Genomic DNA, 22,068 nt, shown 5'->3' with positions numbered 1-22,068 from the left:
ATATGTATAGGTTTATGAAGCTTTTTAGTGCGTTTATCTGTGCGATGCCTCATAGTGTACAATATGGAATCGGTTATTTGCTGGGCGAGATTTTTTGGCTGTTTTTACCGCCAAAACGCCGCAAATTGGCAATAGGGCAGATTTTGTTCTGCAATATTACAGATGACCCTAAAGAAGCAAGACGAATAGCTAAAAAAAGTACAACTCGATTCGGGCGTATGATAATCGATGTATTGCGCTATCCGGAGATTAAGGATGGTAAATACAAAGAGATGTTCGAATGGGTTGACCGTGAATATTTGGATGATGCACAAGAAGGCGGTAAAGGTGCTGTGCTTATGGCAATTCACAGCAGTAACTGGGAACTTCTGGGCGGTATTTTGGCATCCGAAGGCTATCCGTTAATATCGGTTGCTATGAAACAAAATGGCGATGCCGATAAATTTATTAATGAATACCGAGCGTTAATGCATCAGCATGTAACGTATAAAACCGGTGTGAGAGAAATGATTCGCGAACTTCAGAAAGGTTCAATGATCGGGTTAATTATGGATCAGGATCCGGCCGCTCAAGGCCAGTTGGTTCCGTTCTTCGGTTATGAAACATTAACACCGGTAGGTCCTGCCGTGATGGGGCGTATGCAGGATGTACCGATTATACCGGTAACGATTCGTTATGATGAGTTCCAAGAAAAATATATTGTAACCGTTCATCCGCCGTTTTATGCGGAACATACGGATGATAAGAAACGCGATACGGCGGTTACTTTGACTCGTTTAAATGAATGGATAGAAGACTATATCAGACGCTATCCGGAAGACTGGTTCTGGCTCCACAATCGTTGGAAATGGACACGTCGTTATTATAGCGGTAAAATGGAAGTACCACCGGACCCAATGAAAGACTGAGGCCGTACTTGCCATGTCTTTTGAGAATAGTATATAATAAAAGACAGTGTATTATGAGAGTGACCTTAGCAATGTATGTGCAACAGAATAAAAGGGTCACTCTTATCGTTCCCAGGTTATGACAAGGAAAGGAGGAGTCTGATGGTACTTAAACAAAAGACCCTCGTTAAAGAAATTGCCTATGAAGGCACAGGACTCCATAGCGGTCTGCCGGTGACCATGACATTACGGCCGGCAGCAGCTGATACAGGGATTGTGTTTGTGCGCACCGATTTACCGGGGAATCCTTCAGTAAAAGCAACTCCGTCCAATGTTACCAATACGAACCGGGCTACCACCTTGGAATCGGGTGAAGCCAAAGTGTTTACGGTAGAACATTTATTGGCGGCTTTTTATGGTTTAAGCATAGATAATTGCTATGTAGAATTGAATTCGCCGGAACCTCCTATCGGAGACGGCAGTGCTGCTGTGTTTGTAGATCTGATGCAGACAGCAGGCGTTAAAGAATTAGACGCAGAACGTAGCGTATATGCGGTAAAACAAGCTCATACTGTGTATGACGGCGACCGCTATATTTTAATCGTACCGTATGACGGTTTACGTGTAACTTTTACTTCTGTCAACAATCATCCGCTGCTGGGAATACAACAAGTGGATATTGATATAGATTCTGACGTGTTTGAACGTGAAATTTCACCGGCTCGCACCATTGGTTTTATGAGTGAATTAAAGCAATTACAAGCCATGGGATTGGCTAAGGGCGGCAATGTAGATAATGTTTTGGTATATGATGATACCAAATGTTTATCGGTTCCGCGTTTTGATGATGAATTGGTTCGGCATAAAATTTTGGATATTCTTGGGGACTTATTTCTCCTAGGTCCTATTAAAGGCCATATTATTGCGTTAAAGTCGAGTCATGAATTAAATTCGCGCTTAGCCCGTGAAATTTTGCAAGAAATGAAGGAGGATTAAGATGATTCTTACAGTTGAAGACATTATGGAAATTTTACCGCATCGATACCCGCTATTATTGGTTGATCGTATTATTGAATTGGAACCTATGAAACGTGCCGTAGGCATTAAAAATGCAACTATGAATGAGTTGTTCTTCCAAGGCCATTTCCCGGGAAATCCTGTAATGCCGGGTGTATTGTTGACTGAAGCGATTGCTCAGGTAGGCGGTATTGCGCTTTTATATCCTGAAGAAAATCGCGGTCTTACACCTATGTTTACGGGCATTGATAAAGTACGTTTCCGTCATCCTGTAAAACCGGGCGATCAAGTTCGTATGGAAGCGGAAGTTGTAAAAATCAAAGGCAAAATGGGTAAGGTAGAAGGTAAAGCTTACGTTGGCGATAAATTAGTAGCCAGTGGCGAATACATGTTTGCACTTGTGAGAAAGTAATATTCTAAAAACTTAAGAGAAAATGTGATACTGGTACATTTTCTCTTGAATATTATAAAATTTCTCTGTTAATGATTGTAAAATCCTTTAAAATGAAAGTTCACAAATTTTGTTTTATTACGATTATGTAATTAATAAAGCAAGCATATAGCGTAATAGTCGCAATCTCAACAGAGCAAGGAGTGACATAGATGATAGTAGTAGGCATGGAAAATGCTACCTCTAATATACATAGCACAGCGGTGGTACATCCGGACGCCAAAATCGGCAAAGGGGTAATTATAGGCCCCGGTGCCGTGATTGGGGAAAATGTAACCATCGGTGACGGCACCAAAATAGGCGCCAATGTAGTAGTAGGCGGATGGACTACCATTGGACAACGTTGTGAAATTTACCCCGGCGCCGCTGTCGGTTTGGAACCGCAGGATTTGAAGTTCAAAGGGGAAAAAAGTTTTTGTAATATCGGTGATGAAACAGTCATTCGCGAATGTGTTACCATCAGTCGTGCAACCGGTGAAGGCGAAGAAACTCGTGTAGGCAATAACTGTCTGTTCCAGGCATGCACTCATGTTGCTCATAACTGTATTGTAGGCAATAATGTAATTATGAGTAATTGTGCAGGGCTTGCGGGCCATGTAATTGTTGAAGATCGTGTTGTTATCGGTGGTATCGCCGGAATTCATCAATTCGTAAAAATCGGTCGTAATGCTATGGTTGGCGGTATGGCTAAAGTAGTACAGGATATTCCGCCATACGTAATTGCCGACGGCCAGCCTGCTCGTGTAATCGGCCTTAATTCGGTAGGTTTATCCCGTGCCGGAATTTCTGAAGAAGTACGTCATGATTTAAAACAGGCTTTCCGCATTATTTATCGTTCCGGTTTCAGCTTATCCAGAGCGATTGAAGAAATGGAAATGCAATTAAACTCTTCCGTAGAAATTGAAAACCTATTGCGTTTCTTACGCAATGCAGACCGCGGCATTATGCGCCTTCGTCGTGATTAAAAAGTAAGAGTCTTGCCTTGACGGGTCAAAAGAGTGGTTTGACCCTGAAAGGGAAGGCTCTTTTTGTTCAAAAATAAGGTGAAATTTGATATAATATAATATATTATGTCTATAAAAAACTGGGAGGAAACGATGGCAAAAGTCGGATTACTGGCCGGCGTAGGTAAATTGCCGGTAGAATTTTTACGAGCAGCGCAATCGGAAGGCTATGAAGTAGTCGTTATTGCTGTTATTCCCGACACGGAACCGGCACTTAGAGCGGAAGCTGATGCGTTTTATGAAATTAATGTGGCTAAAATTGATAAAATCTTTAAAACACTTCATAAAGAAGGCATCACGGAAGTTACTATGCTGGGCAAAGTAACAAAAGAGATTTTATTTAAAGGGTTGGTAATGCCGGATTTACGCACTATTCGGTTGTTGACGAAATTGCGTAATCGCAAAGATGATACCATTATGCTGACTATTGTGGAAGAGTTGCATAAAGAAGGTATTAACGTAGTAGACCAGACCGTTTATATGAAACCGCTTATGCCTAAGGCGGGCGTTTTGACGAAAGCCAAACCGTCCAAGGAACAAATGGCGGATATCCTCTTCGGTTTTGATGTGGCAAAACAAATGGGCGGACTTGATATCGGTCAGACCGTAGTGGTTAAAGACATGGCGGTCATGGCGATAGAAGCGATTGAAGGTACTGATGCCTGCATTAAGCGTGGCGGTGCCTTGGGACGCGGTAATGCGGTGGTTGTAAAAACGGCCAAGCCGCGCCAGGATGTACGCTTTGATGTGCCGGCCGTAGGCCTTACGACAATCAAATCCATGCTCGACAGTGATTGTAAAATTTTGGCTATGGAAGCGGAGCGAACAATCTTTGTAGAACAGGAAGAAGTTCTTAAGCTGGCCAATGAAAAAGGATTAATCATCTGTGCCGTTGACGGTCCCGATGAAGAATAATTAATATCTTGGAGGTTCTGATGAAAGTCATGTTTTCCGCCGGAGAAGCATCGGGCGATACGCATGCAGCCAGTGTGGCCGGTGCGTTAAAAAAATTATATCCCGAAGTAACCATGCTCGGTATGGGCGGTTCGCTCATGGCTGCGGCCGGTGTTGAGATTGTTTATGATATTAAACAACTCGGCTATATCGGCATTGTGGAAATTGTTAAGGCATTGCCTTCTTTTTTCAAACTAAGAACTTATTTAAAAGAAATTATGATACGGGAAAAGCCGGATGTGTTGGTCTGTGTAGATTATCCCGGTTTTAATATGAAACTGGCTAAAGTGGCTCATGACCTGGGAATTCCGGTTGTATATTATATTGCGCCTACTATTTGGGCATGGCATCGCAGTCGCGGTAAAGATATTGCTAAAACCGTGACGAAAGTAGCCTCCATATTTCCGTTTGAAGCGGAAGCCTATCGCGAGTTTGGCGTTGATGTGGAATTTGTGGGGAATCCGTTGGTAGATATTGTGAAGCCGACTATGAGCTATGAAGAAAGCACAGCCTATTTCAATATGCCGGCTGATACTAAACGGATATTACTCATGCCGGGAAGTCGCAAGCAGGAAGTAATGGGACTTTTGGACCGCATGTTGGCAGGTGCGGAGCTTGTTATGCAAAAGCATAGCAATTTGGCATTTTACTTGCCGCGTGCGCATACGATTGATAAAGAAGAATTAGATGCGATTATTGTCAAATATAAGGTGCCGGTTACCATAACGGAAGATCATACTTATGACTTGATGCAAAGCTGTGATTTATGTTTGGCGGCGTCGGGAACGGCAACGCTTGAAACAGCTTTAATGGGGTTGCCTACCATTTTGCTGTACCGTTTATCGCCGGTAACATTTATGCTTGGCAAATTATTGGTTAATTTAACTCATGTGGGCTTGCCGAATATTGTGGCGGGCCGTGAAGTGATTCCCGAATTATTGCAGGGCGAGGTAACACCTGTGAATATTGCAGCACAATTGAATTCGCTGCTGGATGATTCGGCTAGACGAAATACCATGATTGAAGATTTGCACCACGTTAAAGAAGCGTTGGGCGGAGCCGGGGCAGTGGAGCGGGTGGCCCAATTGGTAGCATCCGTGGCCGGCGAGAGTCATAAGGTTTCGGAGGATATGAATGGGAAGTTATAAACGATTATTAGTATACATCAAACCATATATCGGACGCTTGGTATTCGGTCTTGTTTGTATGATTTTAGCGGCAGCTGCTTATTTAGTAGTGCCTTGGCTTATTAAAAACGTTGTGGATGACGTGCTTCAAGCCAAAGATATGGCCATGTTAAATCTCATCGTGGTTGCTATTTTATTGGTATTCTTAGTGCGTGGCTTTGCCACCTACGGCCAGACTTACACTATGAGCTATATCGGTCAGCGCGTTATCATCGACATTCGCGAAGCCCTGTTTAAACATTTACAACGTCTTGATCAAGCGTATTTTGATCGTCGTAAGACGGGCGTAGTCATGAGTAATTTAACAAATGACGTCGGGGCTTTACAGACGGCTATCGTCGATAATCTGATTTCCTTCATTACCGAAGGGGTTACGTTGGTGGGGTCTTTGGTTTCTATGATTCTTATCGACTGGAAGCTCACCTTGGTAACACTGATTATCGTGCCGATTGTGCTTGGCCTTATCAATATTTTCGGCAAACGTTTACGCTCTGCCGGTCATGAAGTACAGGGCCGTATAGCGGATATTACGTCGCTTTTGCAGGAAGTTATTTCCGGGATTCGCGTTGTTCGCTCCTTTGCCCGTGAAGATTACGAAGTTGTACGTTTTGAAAAGGAAAATAAGCGCAATTTTCTGGCTGCTATGAAAGCTACCAAGTTATCCGCTTTGTTGAGCCCGCTCGTTGAATTTTCCGCCGCTATTGCGGTAACGGTAATTCTCTGGTACGGCGGTTATTCCGTAGTTACCGGTGCGATTTCCGCCGGGTCTTTAATCGCTTTCTTGATTTATGCGATTAACTTGTCCAACCCGGTTAAGCGATTAAGTCAAGTATACGGCAATATTCAAAAAGCTATGGCTGCCGGCGACCGTGTGTTTGAGATTTTGGATACGGAACCGGAAGTTAAAGAGAAAAAAGATGCCGTTGCCTTACCTGATTTAGCAGGGCAGGTTGAGTTCGATCATGTGTCGTTCTCCTATGACGGTGAAAAAATGGCTTTAAATGATGTATCGCTTACGGTGCCGGCCGGCCGCGTTGTGGCCATTGTAGGTCCGTCAGGTGCCGGTAAAACAACGATTGCCAATTTGTTACCGCGCTTTTATGATGTAACTTCGGGGACATTGCGCATTGATGGTATCGATGTACGCGATGTGACATTTAATTCGTTGCGAGAACAAGTAGGTTTGGTGCCTCAGGAAACGATGTTATTTAACTCGACAATTCGTGATAATATTTTATACGGCCGTTTAGACGGTACGGAAGAAGAAGTGTACGCGGCAGCTAAAGCGGCCAATGCGTTGGAATTTATTGAAAAATTACCGCATGGTTTCGATACTATGGTGGGTGAACGCGGCAGTTCTTTATCGGGCGGTCAGCGACAACGTATCGCTATTGCCCGTGCTATTTTGAAGAATCCTAAGATTTTGATCTTAGATGAAGCTACATCCGCACTTGATACGGAAAGCGAAAAGTTAGTACAGGAAGCGTTGGAGCGTTTGATGAAGGGCCGCACGGCTTTTGTTATTGCTCACCGCCTCAGTACCATCAAGAATGCGGATCAGATTATTGTCTTGCGTCAGGGCCATATTGAAGAAATGGGGACTCATGAAGATTTACTCGCTCAAAACGGTCTTTATCAACATTTATATTCGGTGCAATTTGCTAGTAAAGGACACTAAGGATGTATTGGGTATACAACATATTACTAATTATATATTGGATTGGTTTGATACCGGTCATCCTCTATCGCCTGGCGTTTGAAGAAGGGTTCTACGAGCGTATTCGGCAGAGTGCCGGTTTCATGCCCGACACCTTGATGCGTAAAATTGAAGGGCGTCGTGCCATTTGGGTGCATGCCGCTTCGGTTGGTGAAATCGTAGCAACCAGTCCGATTGTTAAAGATATTAAGAAAAAATTTCCGGAAGCGGTTGTAGTTGTATCTGTTGTTACCGCAACCGGTCATGCCATGGCGTATCGCATTATTCCGGAAGCAGAAGGGATTATCTTTTTCCCTTTGGATTTGCCGTTTTTGACACGTCGTATTCTTGATATCATTAAACCGATTACGATTTTATTGGTTGAAACTGAAATTTGGCCGAACTTCTTGCGCATTGCGGAAAATGAAAAAATTCCAGTGATGATGGTAAATGGGCGTATCAGCGATCGCAGTATGAAACGCTATTGGATGATTCGTTCGTTTACTAAAGAAATGCTCGCTTCGATTCAATATTTCTGCATGCAATCTAAATTGGATGCGGAATATATTGAGTATCTGGGGGCAGCCAAAGAACGCATTACCGTAACGGGTAATACAAAATACGATCAGACGTATGCACAGGTAACGGATGAGGAGAAACTTAAGCTGCAGGATGAATTCGGTTTTGGCCGTAACCATCCGATCATTGTAGCAGGCAGTACTCATCGTGGTGAAGAAGATGCCGTTTTGAATGCTTTTAATGAAATTTTGAAAGCTTATCCGGAAGCTCGTTTATTAATTGCACCACGTGAGATTATGCGCGGCAATGATGTGAAAGCACTGGCCGAGAAGTTTGGCTTAAAATCTATTTGTCGCAGTGAAATGACCGGACCGGTACATGAAAAGACGCCGGTAGTAGTACTCGATACCATCGGCGAATTGGGACGTCTTTACAGTTTAGGCGATATTATATTTGTAGGCGGTTCGCTGGTACGAACAGGTGGTCATAATATTTTGGAACCGGCGGCTCACGGTAAACCGATTCTGGTTGGGCCGCATATGTTCAATTTTAAAGAAATTTATTCACTCTTAAGTTCACGTAAAGCCTGTCTCATGGTTAAGGATGGCAAAACGTTAACAGATACAATGCTTATGTTGTGCAAAAATAAAGAACTTCGTGATACGATGGGAAAAAATTGCCTGGACATTATTTATGAAAATCGCGGAGCTACTCAGCGCAATACGGAAGAGTTGCGTAAATTATTTGAAAGTTATCACATCATTCCGTAAATAGCGGTTTACGGTAAAGGAGGTAAGAGCTCATGAAAGGGGAACAACTGTTTAAAGAGTTGGTGAGCGGCCGGGCAAAAGGGCCGTTGGCTGATGTAGCCAGAGGCGGTCTCGGTTTACTAAGCCTGGTATATGCCCAAGGTGCGACCTATCGTAATCAAAAATTTGATAAATATGAAGGCGTAACGCGAGCGACTGTACCCGTTATCAGCGTCGGCAATATTACGGCCGGCGGTACGGGTAAAACGCCGATGGTGCGCTACATCTGTCAATTTTTGGAAGCGTTAAATAAGGCACCGGCTGTACTTAGTCGCGGTTACCGCGCTGAGGACAACCAGGATACCATCGTTGTATCGCACCGCGGCCGTTTGGAAGTAACCCCTGCCGTGAGCGGTGACGAAGCATGGCTCTTAGGCAAAGGCTTGGGGCATACCAGTGTAGTTATCGGTCGTGAACGAGTGGCCTCCGCTCAATTGGCGACAACTACGCTTGGCAGTGATATACTTGTATTGGACGATGGCTTTCAGCATCGTAAATTGGCTCGTGATTTAGATATCGTACTGATTGATGCGGCCAACCCGTTCGGCTACGAACATGTGTTGCCGCGCGGCCTTTTGCGGGAACCGTTAGACGGTTTACGTCGAGCTGATTTGTTTGTATTGACTAAAACAGATCAGGTGCCGGCTGATATTTTATTCGGGATTAAACATCGTCTTGAACAATTGGCTCCGAATGTGCCGATTATGGAGACAATTCACAAACCGTTGGGGCTGCAAACTTTAGATTCTTGGGAACGCAATGAAGATCCGCAAGCATCTGCGGCAGGTGTTGTTCAGCATAAATTTTTGACGGTGAGCGGTATCGGTCGTCCTGAATCTTTCCGTCATACCTTGACCGCGTTAGGATATGAAGTCTTAGATAGTCTTGATTTCGGTGATCATCACGAATATACTACCGATGATGTGGTAAAAATGTGGTGTACGGCTTTTGCCAAAGGTGCTACGGCTATCGTAACGACAGAAAAGGATGCCGTTAAATTAAGTCAAATGCAAGCCGTTCATGATTTAAAAATTCCTGTATTTGTTATCCCTATCGGTATTGAATTTATCAAGGGCGAAGAAGAGTTTAAAGCATACATTAAAGGTTTAGGAAAGAAGGATACGTTATGAAAATAGCTTGCGTCATTCCGGCACGATATGCATCAACGCGTTTGCCGGGCAAACCATTGGCGGATATTGCCGGTAAACCGATGATTCAACGTGTGTACGAACAAGTGGCAAAAGCAGCCGTACCCGATGAAGTCATTGTAGCCACCGATGATGCCCGTGTATTTGATGTGGTACAGGCATTTGGCGGCACGGCCATTATGACGAAGGTTGATCATCTAACCGGTACCGATCGATTGGCCGAAGTAGCTGAGGCCAGACCCGATATTGATGTAATTATTAATGTACAGGGCGATGAACCGTTGATTGCACCGGATTTAATCGATAGTTTGGGCGCTTTGTTCCGCACGGATGAAGCTCTTAAGATGGCTACTGTCGGGGCACCGCTTAACGAAGCGGAGTATAATGAACCGTCGGCTGTAAAAGTTATCTGTAATCTAAAAGGGCAGGCTATGTATTTTTCCCGTTCCTTGATTCCGTATCCTCGCAATGCCTTTGTGAATGCACCGCTTAAACATATCGGCATTTATGCATACACCCGTGAGTTCCTTCTGGAGTTTGCCAAAATGGCACCGACACCGGCAGAACTGACCGAATCGTTGGAACAGTTGCGAGCTCTGGAGAATGGGGTAACAATTCAAGTTATAAAAACCGATGCCCGTTTTATCGGTGTTGATACGCCGGAAGATTTGGCAGCTGTTAATGAAATTTTTAAAAAACAGGCTGAATAATCGTGAAATCGTCGGTTTTTACATATAAATTTTAAGTTCAACGTGTATTATATAAGGAGATATTCATGAAAGAAGTTAAAGTAGGCAACTTAACCCTCGGTGGCGGCAAAGGTCTCTTTTTGATGGCCGGCCCTTGTGTAATTGAAGATCCGGAACGTACGCTGAATATCGGTCGTCGTGCCAAAGAAATTTGTGAACGCGTCGGCATTCCGTATATCTTTAAAGCTTCGTTTGACAAAGCAAATCGCTCCAGCTTTAATTCTTTCCGCGGCCCGGGTCTTGTGGAAGGGCTTAAAATCTTAGCTCATATTAAAAAAGAATTACAGGTTCCAATCATCAGCGACATTCATTCGATTGAACAGATTGAACCGGCTGCCGAAGTTCTTGATATCTTGCAAATTCCGGCTTTCTTATGCCGTCAGACCGACCTCGTATACGGTGCCGCTAAAACCGGTAAAGCCGTAAGCATTAAAAAAGGTCAATTCTTGGCTCCGAAAGATATGAGCAATGTTGTTAAAAAAGTGGAAGAAGCGGGCAATCAGAATTTGATGCTCACGGAACGCGGAGCTACTTTCGGCTACAACAATCTTGTTGTTGATATGCGTTCCTTCCCGATTATGCGCAGCTTTGGTTACCCTGTTATTTTTGATGCTACGCATAGCGTACAATTGCCTGGCGGTGCCGGCACCAGCTCATCCGGTCAGCGTGAATTTGTGCCTAATTTAGCACGTGCAGCTGCCGGTGCCGGTGTTGACGGTTTCTTCATGGAAGTTCATGACAATCCGGAAGAAGCATTATCCGATGGTCCCAACATGGTTCGTTTGGATGATTTAGAAGCTATGTTGCGCGATTTAGTAGCAATTGACAAAATTGTTAAAGGTTAATTAACGAATTGACGAATTGACGAATAGAGGGGATGGAACATCCATGAACGTTTTGGAGCAAGCGGCTCAAGTGCTTCACGAAGAAGCACAGGCTATTGAAAAATTAATCACAACTTTAGACGGTAATTTCATCGATGCGGTGAATATGATTTTAAATTCTCATGGACGCGTGGTTTGCACCGGTATGGGCAAATCCGGTCACATTGCCCGTAAAGTGGCGGCTACTTTGGCATCCACGGGCACACCGGCTTTGTTTCTGCATCCCGGTGAAGGTGTTCACGGAGATCTCGGTATGGTTACCTCGGAAGATATCGTACTGGCTTTTTCCAATAGCGGTGAAACCGGCGAAGTGATTAGTTTATTGCCTTCATTACGGCGCATCGGAGCAAAGTTAATCAGTGTAGTAGGCAAACATAACTCCACCTTGGCCAAAAATTCGGACATTGTTTTATTGGTTGAAGTAGAACGGGAAGCTTGTCCGCTCGGTTTGGCTCCGACGACCAGTACAACGGTAGCGTTGGCTTTGGGTGACGCGTTAGCCGTATGTCTCTTGGATCGACATAAATTTACGCCGGAAAACTTTGCTATTTTCCATCCGGGTGGCTCTTTGGGGCGCAAATTACTCTTAACCGTTGAAAATATTATGCACAGCGGTGAAGATAATCCGGTAGTTTATAAAGGGGCCAGCGTGCGTGATGCTTTATTTGTCATGACGGAAAAAGGTCTCGGTGCTACCAATGTGGTTGATGAAGAAGGCCAATTAATCGGATTGGTTACGGATGGTGACATTCGTCGCGGTCTTGATGCGGGCAGCAATTTCTTGGAATGGCCGGTGGAAGACATGATGACTACTATGCCGCGTACCATTACCAAAGATAAGCTCGCTGCGGAAGCGCTTCACTTAATGGAAAAAAATCAGCCGCGACCAATTACGGTATTACCGGTGGTTGATGAAAATAAACAATGTTTAGGTATTGTACATATTACAGACTTGTTGCGTCGAGGTATTGTATAATGAAAGTACGCTGTTTAATATTAGATGTAGATGGCGTCATGACCGAAGGCGGTATTATTTATACCGCTGCCGGAGATGAAATTAAAGTCTTTAATTCCCAAGACGGCTTGGGCCTTGCTTTAGCACGGCGAGGCGGTTTGAAATTAGCCGTTATTACGGGACGTTATTCTAAAATGGTAGAGCGTCGCACGGAAGAATTAAAATTTGATTTTGTCCGCATGGCCTGTCATAATAAGACGGCTGCTATCAATGAGTTAGCCGAAGAGTTGGGGATTTCAACTTCAGAAATGGCCTACATGGGCGATGATTTAAATGATTTGGGCGCACTTCACACTGTGGGGTATCCTATGGCACCGGCTAACGGTGTAGCGGAAGTAAAAGCTGTTGCTAAATTTATAGCTTCAAAATTGGGCGGTCATGGAGCCGTTCGTGAAGCTATTGAGCATATTTTTAAAGAAAACGGCCGTTGGGATGAATTGGTTGAAGATTATAAGAATGAAATATATAGTCAGGGACAATAGCGAAAGGAGGTACGTACGGTATGTCAAATGAGTGGCAATATAAACTGTTAAAAGGCTTAAGTGCGTTGACTTGTAAATTGTCGTATCGCACGATACTTCGGATAGGGGCAACAATCGGGCCTTTATATTCGCTGTTTGGCAAAAAACAAAAGAAACGCGGCATTTATAATGTCATGAAAGGTATGAACGTTTCGGAAGAGGAAGCAAACCGAATTTTATGTGAATTATTCAAAAATTTAGGCCGTTCCGCTTTTGAAATTTTGTACATGCCTAACTTAACTAAGGAATTTATTGCCGAGCATATTGAATTGCACGGTTTGGAATATTTGGATAAAGCATTGGCTGAACAACGCGGGGTCGTTATTTTGACGGCTCATGTGGGCAACTGGGAATGGATGGGCGCAGCATTGGCTGCTTGCGGTTATCCGTCTACGACAATTGTTAAAAAACAGCCGAATGCTCAAGTTACGCGATTACTCAATGAATATCGTGAAATGGTAGGGCTTGAAGTGTTTGCTCGCGGCGGTTCTGAAATGATTCGTGCCGTTAAAGCGATGAAACAGAAAAAACTGCTTGGCTTCTTAGCCGATCAGGACGGTTATATTCAGGGCTTGCCGGTTGAATTTTTGGGCCAGGAGTCGTCGGCTGTTACCGGCCCGGCTACCTTTGCTCAGAAGTTTAAGGCACCGGTGGTACCTGTTTTTACATATCGTAAACCGAATGGTGTAGGTCATGTAGTGGAAATATTACCGCCGCTTTACTACGAAGATACGGGGAATGAAGCGGAAGATATTTATCGTCTGACGGAAGCAACCGTACGAGTTACGGAAGATTTTATCAGACAGCACCCTACCGAATGGTTGTGGTTCCAACATCGTTGGAATACCAAATTAAATGAGATTGTGGATATTGAGGAAAAACTGAAGGTGAGGGACGCAGTTCATGCTAAAAAATAAGAAAACGATTTTAGGCATAGCTATCGTACTGGCTTTGGTGGGGGCGTTTATCTGGATATTTATAATCAGTGATACGGAAACGCCGGAAGATCCGACGCAACCGAAGGGGAATTTAGTGACCTTTGAAGGCTCAACCATCACAGAAGAACAAGACGGCAAAACAGCTTGGGCCGTTTCGGCGGAACAGATTAAAGTGAATCCTAAAACCAAAGAAATTTATCTGACCAATATGAAAGGTACCTTTTATGACGGCAATAAAACTTTGGTCGTAACGGCTCCGCGCGGTTATATGACGGGTGACCATAATAAAATGCAGTTAGCCGGCGGTGTAAAAGGTACTGACGGTGGCGATACGGAATTGACCACAGAAGCGATTTCTTTTGATAATAAGACGAAAAAATTGACATCTGAAACACCGTTTACCTTCAGTAATAATGATGCTGTGGTAACCGGCGATCAATTGGAAGCCGATGTAGTATTGAATAAAGTCATGGCTAAGGGTCATGCTAAATTAGTAAAGAAGTGATGGGAGGATTTCACACATGAAATTGTCAAAAGTTATGGCTGTAGCAGCCATCGTGGCAGGGTTTGCCGTGCCGGTTTGGGCGGCTGCATCCAATATGTCCATTACCGCCGACACCTTGGAATATGACGGTAACAGCGGGATTGCCAAAGCTAACGGCAATGTGGTAATCATCAATGAAGATAAAACGATGACCGGCAAGGCAGGTTGGTACAACACGAAGACACAGGAAGCTGATTTAACCGGTGGTGTCAGCATGATTGGTACCGATACATCCTTATCGGCTCAGACATTGCACAGTACTAACAATGAGCAGTTGCAAGCTACCGGTAATGTACGTTTACAAAAAGACACTAAACAGGTATTCGGTGATACCGTTACGTATAACACGACAACCGAGTATGGTACGTCGCGCGGCAATGCCAAACTTGTTATGGATGATGCCGTATTGACCGGTGATTATGTGCAAGGCTGGCTTAACCAGATTCGCGCTACCGCCGAAGGTAATGTAACTTTGCACAGTGCTAAACATAATTTGGATGCCAGCGCCGATAATGCAGTGTATACGCAGACTCCGGGGCAGAATGACGGTGTCGCTTATTTAACCGGTAATGCACATGCCGTACAAAACGGTAATGTACTTAATGCACCGGAATTAAAATTAGAAATGCAGGATAATTCAGTACAAACTGTAGGTGGGCGCAGTACTTTGATTATTACGCCTCAGCAGTAAGGAGTCGTTTGAATGTTTATTGAAACCCGAGATTTAGTAAAAACCTATAAGGGACGCAATGTTGTGGATGGTGTCAGCGTTCGCGTAGAAGAAGGCGAAGTTGTGGGGTTGCTGGGTCCTAACGGGGCCGGTAAGACAACTACCTTCTATATGATAGTAGGAATCGAAAAACCGAATAAAGGGACAATCACTATCGGGGAGAAAGATATTACGAAGATGCCCATGTATAAACGAGCCGATCAGGGGATCGGTTATTTGCCGCAGGAAGCATCCGTATTTCGCTCCCTTTCTGTGGAAGACAATATCCGCGCCATGTTGGAAACAACGACTAAATCGAAGGCGGAGATTGCAGAAACGGTGGAGTCCTTACTACAAGAGTTCCATATTGAACATGTGCGTCATCGCACGGGTATGCAATTATCCGGCGGTGAACGTCGTCGTGTTGAAATTGCTCGTTGTATTGCGTTGGCACCGCGTTTTATCTTATTGGATGAACCGTTTGCCGGCGTTGATCCGATTGCCGTGGCCGATATTCAGTCGATTATTCGTCATTTGAAGGCCCGTGGCATCGGTGTATTGATTACGGACCATAATGTGCGTGAAACATTGGGCATCGTTGACCGAGCATATATTTTGAGCAATGGCAAGATTCTTTTAGAAGGTTCGGCCGATGAAGTTGCCAACAGTCCGGTGGCGCGTAAACATTATTTAGGTGACAGTTTTAACATGTAGGGGCTGGTGATATAAGAACATGCGAATATTAGATAAATATATTTTAAAAAGCTTTATAGGCCCCTTTCTCTTCGGTATTTTCGCGTTTACCAGTATCTTCGTAGGGACCGGTACCTTATTCCGTATTGCACAATACATTACAGAATACGGGGCATCCTTATGGTCGGTAACGAGAGCCTTTATTTTGGCTTTGCCGAGTATTGTGGTGCTTACGTTCCCGATGGCGGTACTCTTGGCTTCACTTTTGGCGTTCGGTCGTTTGAGCGGTACTAGTGAGATTATCGTAATGCGTGCCGGTGGCATGAGCTTTTTGCGCTTGGCCATGCCGGTATATATTGCGGCGTTTTTTATTTCTATCGGCGCTATTGCCTTCAACGAATATGTAGTCCCGGCGTCAAACCATGCGTATCAGAATATTATTCGAAATGAGATTAAAAAACAGGCAGAACCGCCGGCTCAAGAGCATATTGTTTTGAAAACGATGGAAGGGGACAATATCAGTACCCTTATGTATGCCAAACGATATGATTCAACGACTAAGCTCATTAACGGTGTTACGGCCCAGCTTTTCACGAATGGTGAAGTCACACAGATTGAGCATGCCGATACGGCTACCTGGAACGGTACCTATTGGGTAATGCACAACGGTGTTATCTATGATTTGGCTGCTGACGGCAACGGTGTGGAACGTACTATGCGTTTTAAAGACCAGGTATTGCCGATAGCTAAAGATCCGGATCAGATTTCGCAGGAACAGCGTGATCCGCAAGAAATGACGATTAAAGAATTGCGTCAGCAAATAAAAGCGTTAAATGCAAGTTATGTAACGGCTACGAAGTGGGAAATGGAAATGTATCAACGCTTTACCATTCCGATTGCCAGCTTTGTATTCGCTTTGGTGGGAGCTCCTTTAGGGCTTCAGAAGCAACGCTCCAGCTCATCCATCGGTTTCGGTCTCAGTGTTATCATTATCTTCGTGTATTACGGGATTATGACATTCACGGGCGCTCTCGGTAAAGGCGGAGCCTTACCGCCGCTTGTAGCGGCAGTTATTCCCGATACGTTGGGGATTATAGCGGGCTTATGGCTCAACTGGAAAGTTTCTAAATAAGTTTTATAACGATAAATGACCTTGGTAGCTCTGCTTGCCAAGGTCATTTTTTATAAGGTGATGACAGACCATGTTTATTGCCGATTATTGTCGGATAATCCCGAGACTATAAAATGACGATTTTTTTCATGGACTTTACTTTTTCTTTTCTTGAAAATAGAGTACAATAGAAACGGAACCTATAAGTTTCAGTTTCTCATTAGCAAATGTAATTAAATAAGTAGCAGACCGTTATATAAAATAAAGGTTGAGTATACAACAACAGATTTGATTATAAGACAGAAAGGAGTGCGCTCGACATGTTGGTCGGTTTAAATATAATCTTAATTATTGCTATCATGGGCGGCGCCATTGCTTTCATTGGCGATAAATTAGGTACGAAAATCGGTAAGCGTCGTATGTCCATTTTCGGCCTCAGACCTAAACATACATCTATTATTATGACAATTGTTACAGGGATTTTAATTTCTGCATTTACATTAGGCGTGTTGGCTATTGCTTCGGAAAATGTCCGCATTGCTCTTTTTGGGATGGAACAATTGAGAGCGGAAATGAATCAACTTAATAGTGATGTAGCGGCTAAGAATAAAGAATTAGAAGCAGGTAAGAAAGAATTGAGTGAGAAGACGGTTGCGTTAAACTCAATGCGTCAGGACGTACAGGCTACCCAGGCTGAGTTGGAAGAAGCACGGGCAGCTCGTAATGCCATGAGTGAAGAACTGGTTTCCGTACAGGATGCGTATCGTCAGGCTGATGCTCGTTTGGCACAATCGGCGAAAGATATTAAAAGCCTTGAAAATACTCGTCAGGAATTGGAACAACATATTGAAGATTTGCGAGTTACCACTAAGCGGCTGGAAGATGGGATTACCCATGTACGTGAAGGGACCGTTCTGTTCCGTGTCGGCGAAGTTTTAAGCGGTGCTTTAGTTCGTCCGGGGTTGTCGGAAGAGGAAAGTGCCAAAGCAATCAGCAGTATTTTAAATGATACTAACGGCTTGATTTTACGTCGCCTCGGCATTGATGAAAACCGTGCTGTAATTTATGTAAGTCGCAGTAATTTGGATGAAGTGGCCAAACAGGTTGCCAGTGCTACGGAACCGATGACAATTCGTGTTACGGCAGCAGCCAATATTATTTACGGTGAAGCGGCTTTGGCTGAAATTCATGCGTATCCGTATCAAAAGGTTTATGATAAGGGCGATGTGATTTGGTCGGCTGATGTTCAAGGCGGCGACAATGCTCAATTTACTGTTCTTTCCTTCTTAAAAGATGTAAACGCTCAAGCCAAAGCAAAAGGTATTTTACCTGATCCTTTGAGCGGTGACGTAGGATCTTTGCCGGGGGACGAATTGTTTGATGCTATTCGTCAGTTGAGTCGTTTAAGCGGTCCGGTTCGCTTGAAAGCGGTTGCTGTTGAAGATATCTATACGACCGGTCCTATTCAAATAGAATTGCGTATTGAACCGGTTCGAACAGCTGAAGAGTAATTTATGGATTAATGAGTTGTGTTGATAGTATATAAAATTAATGCAATTTGAGATTCAATGATTTTAATTATGCTAAAAAAGCATAGATTATATAAGAATTAGTAACTAAGCCTTGTTACTTATATGGTATAATAAATTATATCGAAAAGATTCGTTTGAAAAGCAATGATGTTTTTTTGCAATAAAGCCTTAGTTTATGCGAGACATTGTAATGGTCGGATTGCTTATAAACTGAGTTATCGATTTGATTACTATGATGGAACAGATAGAATGCTGCCGATAGCTTAGCTACCGACAGCATTTTTTGCGAAAACTTTTAGGTACTGTTGGTTGATCGGCCAACGGAGTGAATAGTAAAGGAGGATTGAGATGCAGGAAGATACAAAGTTGAAACATGAAGTTCAGAATGAAACTTTGAATGCCACTGCTGCCGAACCTTTATTATTGGCGGTCGATCCGGGCCGTGAGAAAAGCGGCGTGGCCGTTATGACAGCCGCGGCGGCGACGTTGGTATTTAAGGATATTTTGCCTACCGCTGAATTAACGGATGGTTTAAAAGCTCTACTTAATAAGTTTAAGACTGTTAATGAATTAATTTGCGGCAACGGTACGAATCATAAATTTGTATTTCATATTTTGGAGACCTTGGCCAAAACCGAGGGGGTGCCGGTTTCGTTGGCTGAAGAAGCCCACACGACGGAAGCGGCGCGCAAACGTTATTTTGAGTTTCACCCGCCAACCGGCTTGAAACGGCTGGTACCTAAAGGGATGCTATATCCGCCGGTACCTGTCGATGATTTTACGGCTTGGATAATCGGTGAGCAATATATTTTGGGTAAAAAAGAAAGGGGATAGACAATGGCAGCAGGTAAGCGTATACAAAAATTAACTTGGAAAGATATGGCAGTTCGTTACATTTGGATGATTATAGGGGCTATCATTTATACCTTCGGTTTGGATGTATTTCTCGTTCCAAACAGCATCATCGACGGTGGTGTTGTCGGTATATCATTGATGGCGTCTGAGTTGACCGGTTTATCATTCAGTTTGTTCGTTGTAGTTATTAATATACCGTTTCTCTATGTAGGTTATCGCCTCATCGGGCGCAACTTTACCATTGCCACCTTGTTTTCGGTAATGTGTATCTCCGTATTTTCGCTATTCATGCATGATGTTTCGCCGGTTACCATTGATCCGTTCTTGGCGTCTATTTTCGGCGGTATCATTCTTGGTTTGGGCGTAGGTATCATTATTCGTAACGGCGGTTCTTTGGACGGAACTGAAATTGTAGCGATTATTTTTGATAAGAAAACCAGCTTTTCCGTAGGCGAAATCGTAATGTTTTTTAACCTCTTTATCTTGGGGGCAGCCGGTTTCGTATACAGTTGGAACAGTGCCATGTACTCCTTAATTGCGTACTTCGTAGCCTATAAGATGATTGATATTACCATTACCGGTCTTGAAGAATCCAAGGGCGTTATGATTATTACGGACTATCCGGATGAAATCAGTGAAGTACTTACCAAACGACTCGGTCGTGGGGTAACGGTCCTTTTTGGCGAAGGTGGGTATTCAAAACAACCGAAAAAAGTGCTATACTCAGTAGTGACGCGTTTAGAAATTACCAAATTAAAAGATGTGGTATATGAAAATGACGAAAATGCGTTTATTACTATTTCCGACGTGCATGATGTATTTGGCGGTCAATTCGGTAAGAAGACGATTCACTAAATCATGGGCACAGTTCTTTGAAGAAAGGAGTCCGATTTTCGGCGCATAAGGCAAACTTGGCTAACGAGCTGAACAGGTTGTTACCATATTGCCGTTTGAGTTTTAAAACAATGAGTGCGGTAAGAAAATCGGAAGGTTGTATGGCAGAAGAAAAGTCAATAGGGAAACAGATTATACATGAAATCGGCGAATGGTTATATGCCATTATTATTGCTTTGGCAATTGCGATTGTAGTGCATTTATTCTTGGGGCAGATTACCCGGGTATCCGGTGAATCCATGGAGGATACGTTACACAACGGTGATTTTTTGGTGGTATCCAAATGGGATCATATTCGCGGTAATATGCCGCAGTACGGTGAAATTGTTATCATCGACAGCCGTGTCAATCGTGAGCGTACCTGGGAAGACGATGTAACGGATGTAGTATCCAATTATATGTCTATTTTCAGTAAATCGGCGGAACGTCATGATGCTTGGGTAAAACGTGTTATCGGCTTACCGGGCGATACCTTGGAATTTAAAGCTGGCCATGTATGGCGTAACGGTAAGGAATTGGAAGAACCGTACACAAAAGAGCCTACTATGCAATATAGTCAGACCGCACCGGTAGTTGTACCTGAAGGTCATGTGTTTGTTATGGGGGATAATCGAAATCATTCCAGTGACAGCCGTTTTATCGGGCCGGTTCCGATTAAAAACGTTATCGGTCATGTAGTGTATGATTTCAGTTTTTAAGTTTGAAACATTTGCTTAAATAAGTTTGCAGAATATCGGTTGAACTCTGCTTCGGCAGGGTTCAACTTTTTAATTTATACTTTGTTTATTTGCCAAGTATTCTGAATTTTAGTACAATAAAGGCGCAATTAAGGAAACGGAGGCGGCCTATGTTATTGTCAGTAGTAGTGCCCGTGTATAACGAAGAGGCAAATATTAAGAAGTTCTACAACTCGGTCAAAGAAGTGCTTAACACGCTACCTTATGACCAGGAGATAATTTTTGTGGACGACGGTTCGTCCGATGATTCGGCAACAATGCTCAGCCATATTGCTGAGGAAGATAAAAATGTTAAAGTCCTTTTGTTGGCTCGTAATTTCGGGCATCAATTGGCTTTGACCTGCGGTCTTGATTATGCTACCGGTGATGCGGTCATTACTATGGACGGTGATATGCAACATCCGCCGGAATTGATTCCGGATTTAGTTCGGCTTTGGGAAGAAGGGCACGATGTAGTTCGTACGATTCGTGACTCTACGGAAGATGCGAGCTGGGCTAAATCATTTACATCGAAATATTATTACAAACTGATGAATATAATGGCCAATGTGCCAATCGTGGAAGGCGGTTCTGATTTTCGTTTAATGAATCGTAAAGCATTGGATACCTTGCTGCGTTTTCGCGAGCACGGTCGTTTTTTGCGCGGTATTGTAGGTGATATCGGCTATAATCAAGCTGAGATCCATTTTGTGGCACCGCCGCGTTTTGCGGGCAAATCGAAGTTTAGCGTGCGCAAAATGTTGCACTTTGCTTTGGACGGTATCGCGGCTTTTTCAAAAGTGCCGCTTCGTGCCGCTTTTTACATCGGTTTGTTTTGCGGTTTGTTAAGCTTACTGATGATTTTGCATATTTTATATGTGCATTTTTTCACCGACTCTGCTGTGAGCGGTTGGGCCACTTTGGGAGTAGCCATTTTCTTTTTGGGCGGTGTTCAACTCATCGGGTTGGGCATTATCGGTGAATATGTGGGCCGTGTGTTTGAAGAAGTTAAGCATCGGCCGTTATATTGGATCCGCGGCGGCTATAATGTTGACGGAGATAATAAGCCTCGGGGGTATAATAATACATCCGATCGAGGCGCGATGAATAAATAATATAGCTGTCTGAGGCTAGGTAATAGTCATCTGCAACCTATTTGTGGTATAATTATAAGAAGACAGTTTTGACGTAAGGAGAATCTGTTGAAGTATGGGTACTCAGAGAATAGTTTGAGG

The 22,068-nt window shown here is 43.6% G+C and carries 23 protein-coding genes; all 23 read left to right on the top strand.

What is annotated here, in order from left to right; all coding sequences use genetic code 11:
• The first annotated feature begins 2 nt into the window (after positions 1–2).
• The 23 genes from EO126_RS05910 (at position 3) to EO126_RS05800 (ending at position 21,948) form a co-directional block, all read left to right on the top strand.
• Entirely contained in the window at positions 3–908 is a 906-nt protein-coding gene (locus EO126_RS05910) for a lysophospholipid acyltransferase family protein (protein ID WP_006556410.1), read from the top strand.
• Positions 909–1,049: 141 nt separating this feature from the next.
• Positions 1,050–1,883 carry a UDP-3-O-acyl-N-acetylglucosamine deacetylase gene (gene lpxC, locus EO126_RS05905; RefSeq protein ID WP_006556411.1) on the top strand — a complete coding sequence of 278 codons (834 nt, stop codon included), beginning with the start codon at positions 1,050–1,052 and terminating at the stop codon, positions 1,881–1,883.
• Position 1,884: 1 nt separating this feature from the next.
• Positions 1,885–2,316 carry a 3-hydroxyacyl-ACP dehydratase FabZ gene (gene fabZ, locus EO126_RS05900; protein ID WP_006556412.1) on the top strand — a complete coding sequence of 144 codons (432 nt, stop codon included), beginning with the start codon at positions 1,885–1,887 and terminating at the stop codon, positions 2,314–2,316.
• Positions 2,317–2,507: 191 nt separating this feature from the next.
• Entirely contained in the window at positions 2,508–3,320 is an 813-nt protein-coding gene (lpxA, locus tag EO126_RS05895) for an acyl-ACP--UDP-N-acetylglucosamine O-acyltransferase (RefSeq protein ID WP_127007942.1), read from the top strand.
• 132 nt (positions 3,321–3,452) lie between these two features.
• On the top strand, positions 3,453–4,274 hold the full coding sequence (locus tag EO126_RS05890; RefSeq protein ID WP_006556414.1) for an LpxI family protein: 822 nt from the start codon (positions 3,453–3,455) through the stop codon (positions 4,272–4,274).
• 20 nt (positions 4,275–4,294) lie between these two features.
• On the top strand, positions 4,295–5,461 hold the full coding sequence (gene lpxB / locus EO126_RS05885) for a lipid-A-disaccharide synthase (RefSeq protein WP_006556415.1): 1,167 nt from the start codon (positions 4,295–4,297) through the stop codon (positions 5,459–5,461).
• On the top strand, positions 5,448–7,178 hold the full coding sequence (gene msbA / locus EO126_RS05880; RefSeq protein ID WP_127007940.1) for a lipid A export permease/ATP-binding protein MsbA: 1,731 nt from the start codon (positions 5,448–5,450) through the stop codon (positions 7,176–7,178). The genes lpxB and msbA overlap by 14 nt, the downstream gene beginning before the upstream one ends.
• Before the next feature lie 2 nt (positions 7,179–7,180).
• Positions 7,181–8,485, top strand: a complete 1,305-nt coding sequence (locus tag EO126_RS05875; RefSeq protein ID WP_127007938.1) for a 3-deoxy-D-manno-octulosonic acid transferase — start codon at positions 7,181–7,183, stop codon at positions 8,483–8,485.
• 32 nt (positions 8,486–8,517) lie between these two features.
• A complete protein-coding gene (gene lpxK / locus EO126_RS05870) occupies positions 8,518–9,654 on the top strand; it encodes a tetraacyldisaccharide 4'-kinase (protein WP_006556418.1) in 1,137 nt (378 codons plus the stop codon).
• Positions 9,651–10,382: a 3-deoxy-manno-octulosonate cytidylyltransferase gene (kdsB, locus tag EO126_RS05865; RefSeq protein WP_006556419.1), complete on the top strand. Its 732-nt coding sequence runs from the start codon at positions 9,651–9,653 to the stop codon at positions 10,380–10,382. The genes lpxK and kdsB overlap by 4 nt, the downstream gene beginning before the upstream one ends.
• 65 nt (positions 10,383–10,447) lie before the next feature.
• A complete protein-coding gene (gene kdsA, locus EO126_RS05860) occupies positions 10,448–11,266 on the top strand; it encodes a 3-deoxy-8-phosphooctulonate synthase (protein WP_006556420.1) in 819 nt (272 codons plus the stop codon).
• 43 nt (positions 11,267–11,309) lie between these two features.
• Positions 11,310–12,281, top strand: a complete 972-nt coding sequence (locus EO126_RS05855; RefSeq protein WP_006556421.1) for a KpsF/GutQ family sugar-phosphate isomerase — start codon at positions 11,310–11,312, stop codon at positions 12,279–12,281.
• Positions 12,281–12,802 carry a KdsC family phosphatase gene (locus tag EO126_RS05850; RefSeq protein WP_006556422.1) on the top strand — a complete coding sequence of 174 codons (522 nt, stop codon included), beginning with the start codon at positions 12,281–12,283 and terminating at the stop codon, positions 12,800–12,802. The genes EO126_RS05855 and EO126_RS05850 overlap by 1 nt, the downstream gene beginning before the upstream one ends.
• 20 nt (positions 12,803–12,822) lie before the next feature.
• A complete protein-coding gene (locus EO126_RS05845; RefSeq protein ID WP_006556423.1) occupies positions 12,823–13,758 on the top strand; it encodes a lysophospholipid acyltransferase family protein in 936 nt (311 codons plus the stop codon).
• A complete protein-coding gene (lptC, locus tag EO126_RS05840) occupies positions 13,745–14,284 on the top strand; it encodes an LPS export ABC transporter periplasmic protein LptC (RefSeq protein ID WP_006556424.1) in 540 nt (179 codons plus the stop codon). The genes EO126_RS05845 and lptC overlap by 14 nt, the downstream gene beginning before the upstream one ends.
• Before the next feature lie 16 nt (positions 14,285–14,300).
• Complete coding sequence (locus EO126_RS05835; protein WP_006556425.1) at positions 14,301–15,014, top strand: LptA/OstA family protein; 714 nt, start codon at positions 14,301–14,303, stop codon at positions 15,012–15,014.
• Between the two features lie 12 nt (positions 15,015–15,026).
• Positions 15,027–15,746, top strand: a complete 720-nt coding sequence (gene lptB, locus EO126_RS05830) for an LPS export ABC transporter ATP-binding protein (protein WP_006556426.1) — start codon at positions 15,027–15,029, stop codon at positions 15,744–15,746.
• A gap of 19 nt (positions 15,747–15,765) precedes the next feature.
• Entirely contained in the window at positions 15,766–16,857 is a 1,092-nt protein-coding gene (locus EO126_RS05825) for an LptF/LptG family permease (RefSeq protein WP_006556427.1), read from the top strand.
• 299 nt (positions 16,858–17,156) lie between these two features.
• Entirely contained in the window at positions 17,157–18,347 is a 1,191-nt protein-coding gene (locus tag EO126_RS05820; RefSeq protein ID WP_006556428.1) for a DUF3084 domain-containing protein, read from the top strand.
• A 369-nt stretch (positions 18,348–18,716) separates the two neighbouring features.
• On the top strand, positions 18,717–19,202 hold the full coding sequence (locus tag EO126_RS05815; RefSeq protein WP_006556429.1) for a hypothetical protein: 486 nt from the start codon (positions 18,717–18,719) through the stop codon (positions 19,200–19,202).
• A gap of 3 nt (positions 19,203–19,205) precedes the next feature.
• Positions 19,206–20,078: a YitT family protein gene (locus tag EO126_RS05810; RefSeq protein ID WP_006556430.1), complete on the top strand. Its 873-nt coding sequence runs from the start codon at positions 19,206–19,208 to the stop codon at positions 20,076–20,078.
• A gap of 140 nt (positions 20,079–20,218) precedes the next feature.
• Entirely contained in the window at positions 20,219–20,815 is a 597-nt protein-coding gene (gene lepB / locus EO126_RS05805) for a signal peptidase I (RefSeq protein WP_006556431.1), read from the top strand.
• A gap of 149 nt (positions 20,816–20,964) precedes the next feature.
• Complete coding sequence (locus EO126_RS05800; RefSeq protein ID WP_006556432.1) at positions 20,965–21,948, top strand: glycosyltransferase family 2 protein; 984 nt, start codon at positions 20,965–20,967, stop codon at positions 21,946–21,948.
• The last annotated feature ends 120 nt before the right edge of the window (positions 21,949–22,068 follow it).

Source organism: Veillonella seminalis (assembly GCF_003992065.1).
Taxonomy (GTDB): Bacteria; Bacillota; Negativicutes; order Veillonellales; family Veillonellaceae; genus Veillonella_A; species Veillonella_A seminalis.
This window is presented reverse-complemented; position numbering and strand designations above follow the sequence as displayed.

Coding starts and splice junctions, on each gene's coding strand:
- EO126_RS05910 (WP_006556410.1), top strand. CDS start 3: ATGTATAGGTTTATGAAGCTTTTTAGTGCGTTTATCTGTGCGATGCCT.
- lpxC (WP_006556411.1), top strand. CDS start 1,050: ATGGTACTTAAACAAAAGACCCTCGTTAAAGAAATTGCCTATGAAGGC.
- fabZ (WP_006556412.1), top strand. CDS start 1,885: ATGATTCTTACAGTTGAAGACATTATGGAAATTTTACCGCATCGATAC.
- lpxA (WP_127007942.1), top strand. CDS start 2,508: ATGATAGTAGTAGGCATGGAAAATGCTACCTCTAATATACATAGCACA.
- EO126_RS05890 (WP_006556414.1), top strand. CDS start 3,453: ATGGCAAAAGTCGGATTACTGGCCGGCGTAGGTAAATTGCCGGTAGAA.
- lpxB (WP_006556415.1), top strand. CDS start 4,295: ATGAAAGTCATGTTTTCCGCCGGAGAAGCATCGGGCGATACGCATGCA.
- msbA (WP_127007940.1), top strand. CDS start 5,448: ATGGGAAGTTATAAACGATTATTAGTATACATCAAACCATATATCGGA.
- EO126_RS05875 (WP_127007938.1), top strand. CDS start 7,181: ATGTATTGGGTATACAACATATTACTAATTATATATTGGATTGGTTTG.
- lpxK (WP_006556418.1), top strand. CDS start 8,518: ATGAAAGGGGAACAACTGTTTAAAGAGTTGGTGAGCGGCCGGGCAAAA.
- kdsB (WP_006556419.1), top strand. CDS start 9,651: ATGAAAATAGCTTGCGTCATTCCGGCACGATATGCATCAACGCGTTTG.
- kdsA (WP_006556420.1), top strand. CDS start 10,448: ATGAAAGAAGTTAAAGTAGGCAACTTAACCCTCGGTGGCGGCAAAGGT.
- EO126_RS05855 (WP_006556421.1), top strand. CDS start 11,310: ATGAACGTTTTGGAGCAAGCGGCTCAAGTGCTTCACGAAGAAGCACAG.
- EO126_RS05850 (WP_006556422.1), top strand. CDS start 12,281: ATGAAAGTACGCTGTTTAATATTAGATGTAGATGGCGTCATGACCGAA.
- EO126_RS05845 (WP_006556423.1), top strand. CDS start 12,823: ATGTCAAATGAGTGGCAATATAAACTGTTAAAAGGCTTAAGTGCGTTG.
- lptC (WP_006556424.1), top strand. CDS start 13,745: ATGCTAAAAAATAAGAAAACGATTTTAGGCATAGCTATCGTACTGGCT.
- EO126_RS05835 (WP_006556425.1), top strand. CDS start 14,301: ATGAAATTGTCAAAAGTTATGGCTGTAGCAGCCATCGTGGCAGGGTTT.
- lptB (WP_006556426.1), top strand. CDS start 15,027: ATGTTTATTGAAACCCGAGATTTAGTAAAAACCTATAAGGGACGCAAT.
- EO126_RS05825 (WP_006556427.1), top strand. CDS start 15,766: ATGCGAATATTAGATAAATATATTTTAAAAAGCTTTATAGGCCCCTTT.
- EO126_RS05820 (WP_006556428.1), top strand. CDS start 17,157: ATGTTGGTCGGTTTAAATATAATCTTAATTATTGCTATCATGGGCGGC.
- EO126_RS05815 (WP_006556429.1), top strand. CDS start 18,717: ATGCAGGAAGATACAAAGTTGAAACATGAAGTTCAGAATGAAACTTTG.
- EO126_RS05810 (WP_006556430.1), top strand. CDS start 19,206: ATGGCAGCAGGTAAGCGTATACAAAAATTAACTTGGAAAGATATGGCA.
- lepB (WP_006556431.1), top strand. CDS start 20,219: ATGGCAGAAGAAAAGTCAATAGGGAAACAGATTATACATGAAATCGGC.
- EO126_RS05800 (WP_006556432.1), top strand. CDS start 20,965: ATGTTATTGTCAGTAGTAGTGCCCGTGTATAACGAAGAGGCAAATATT.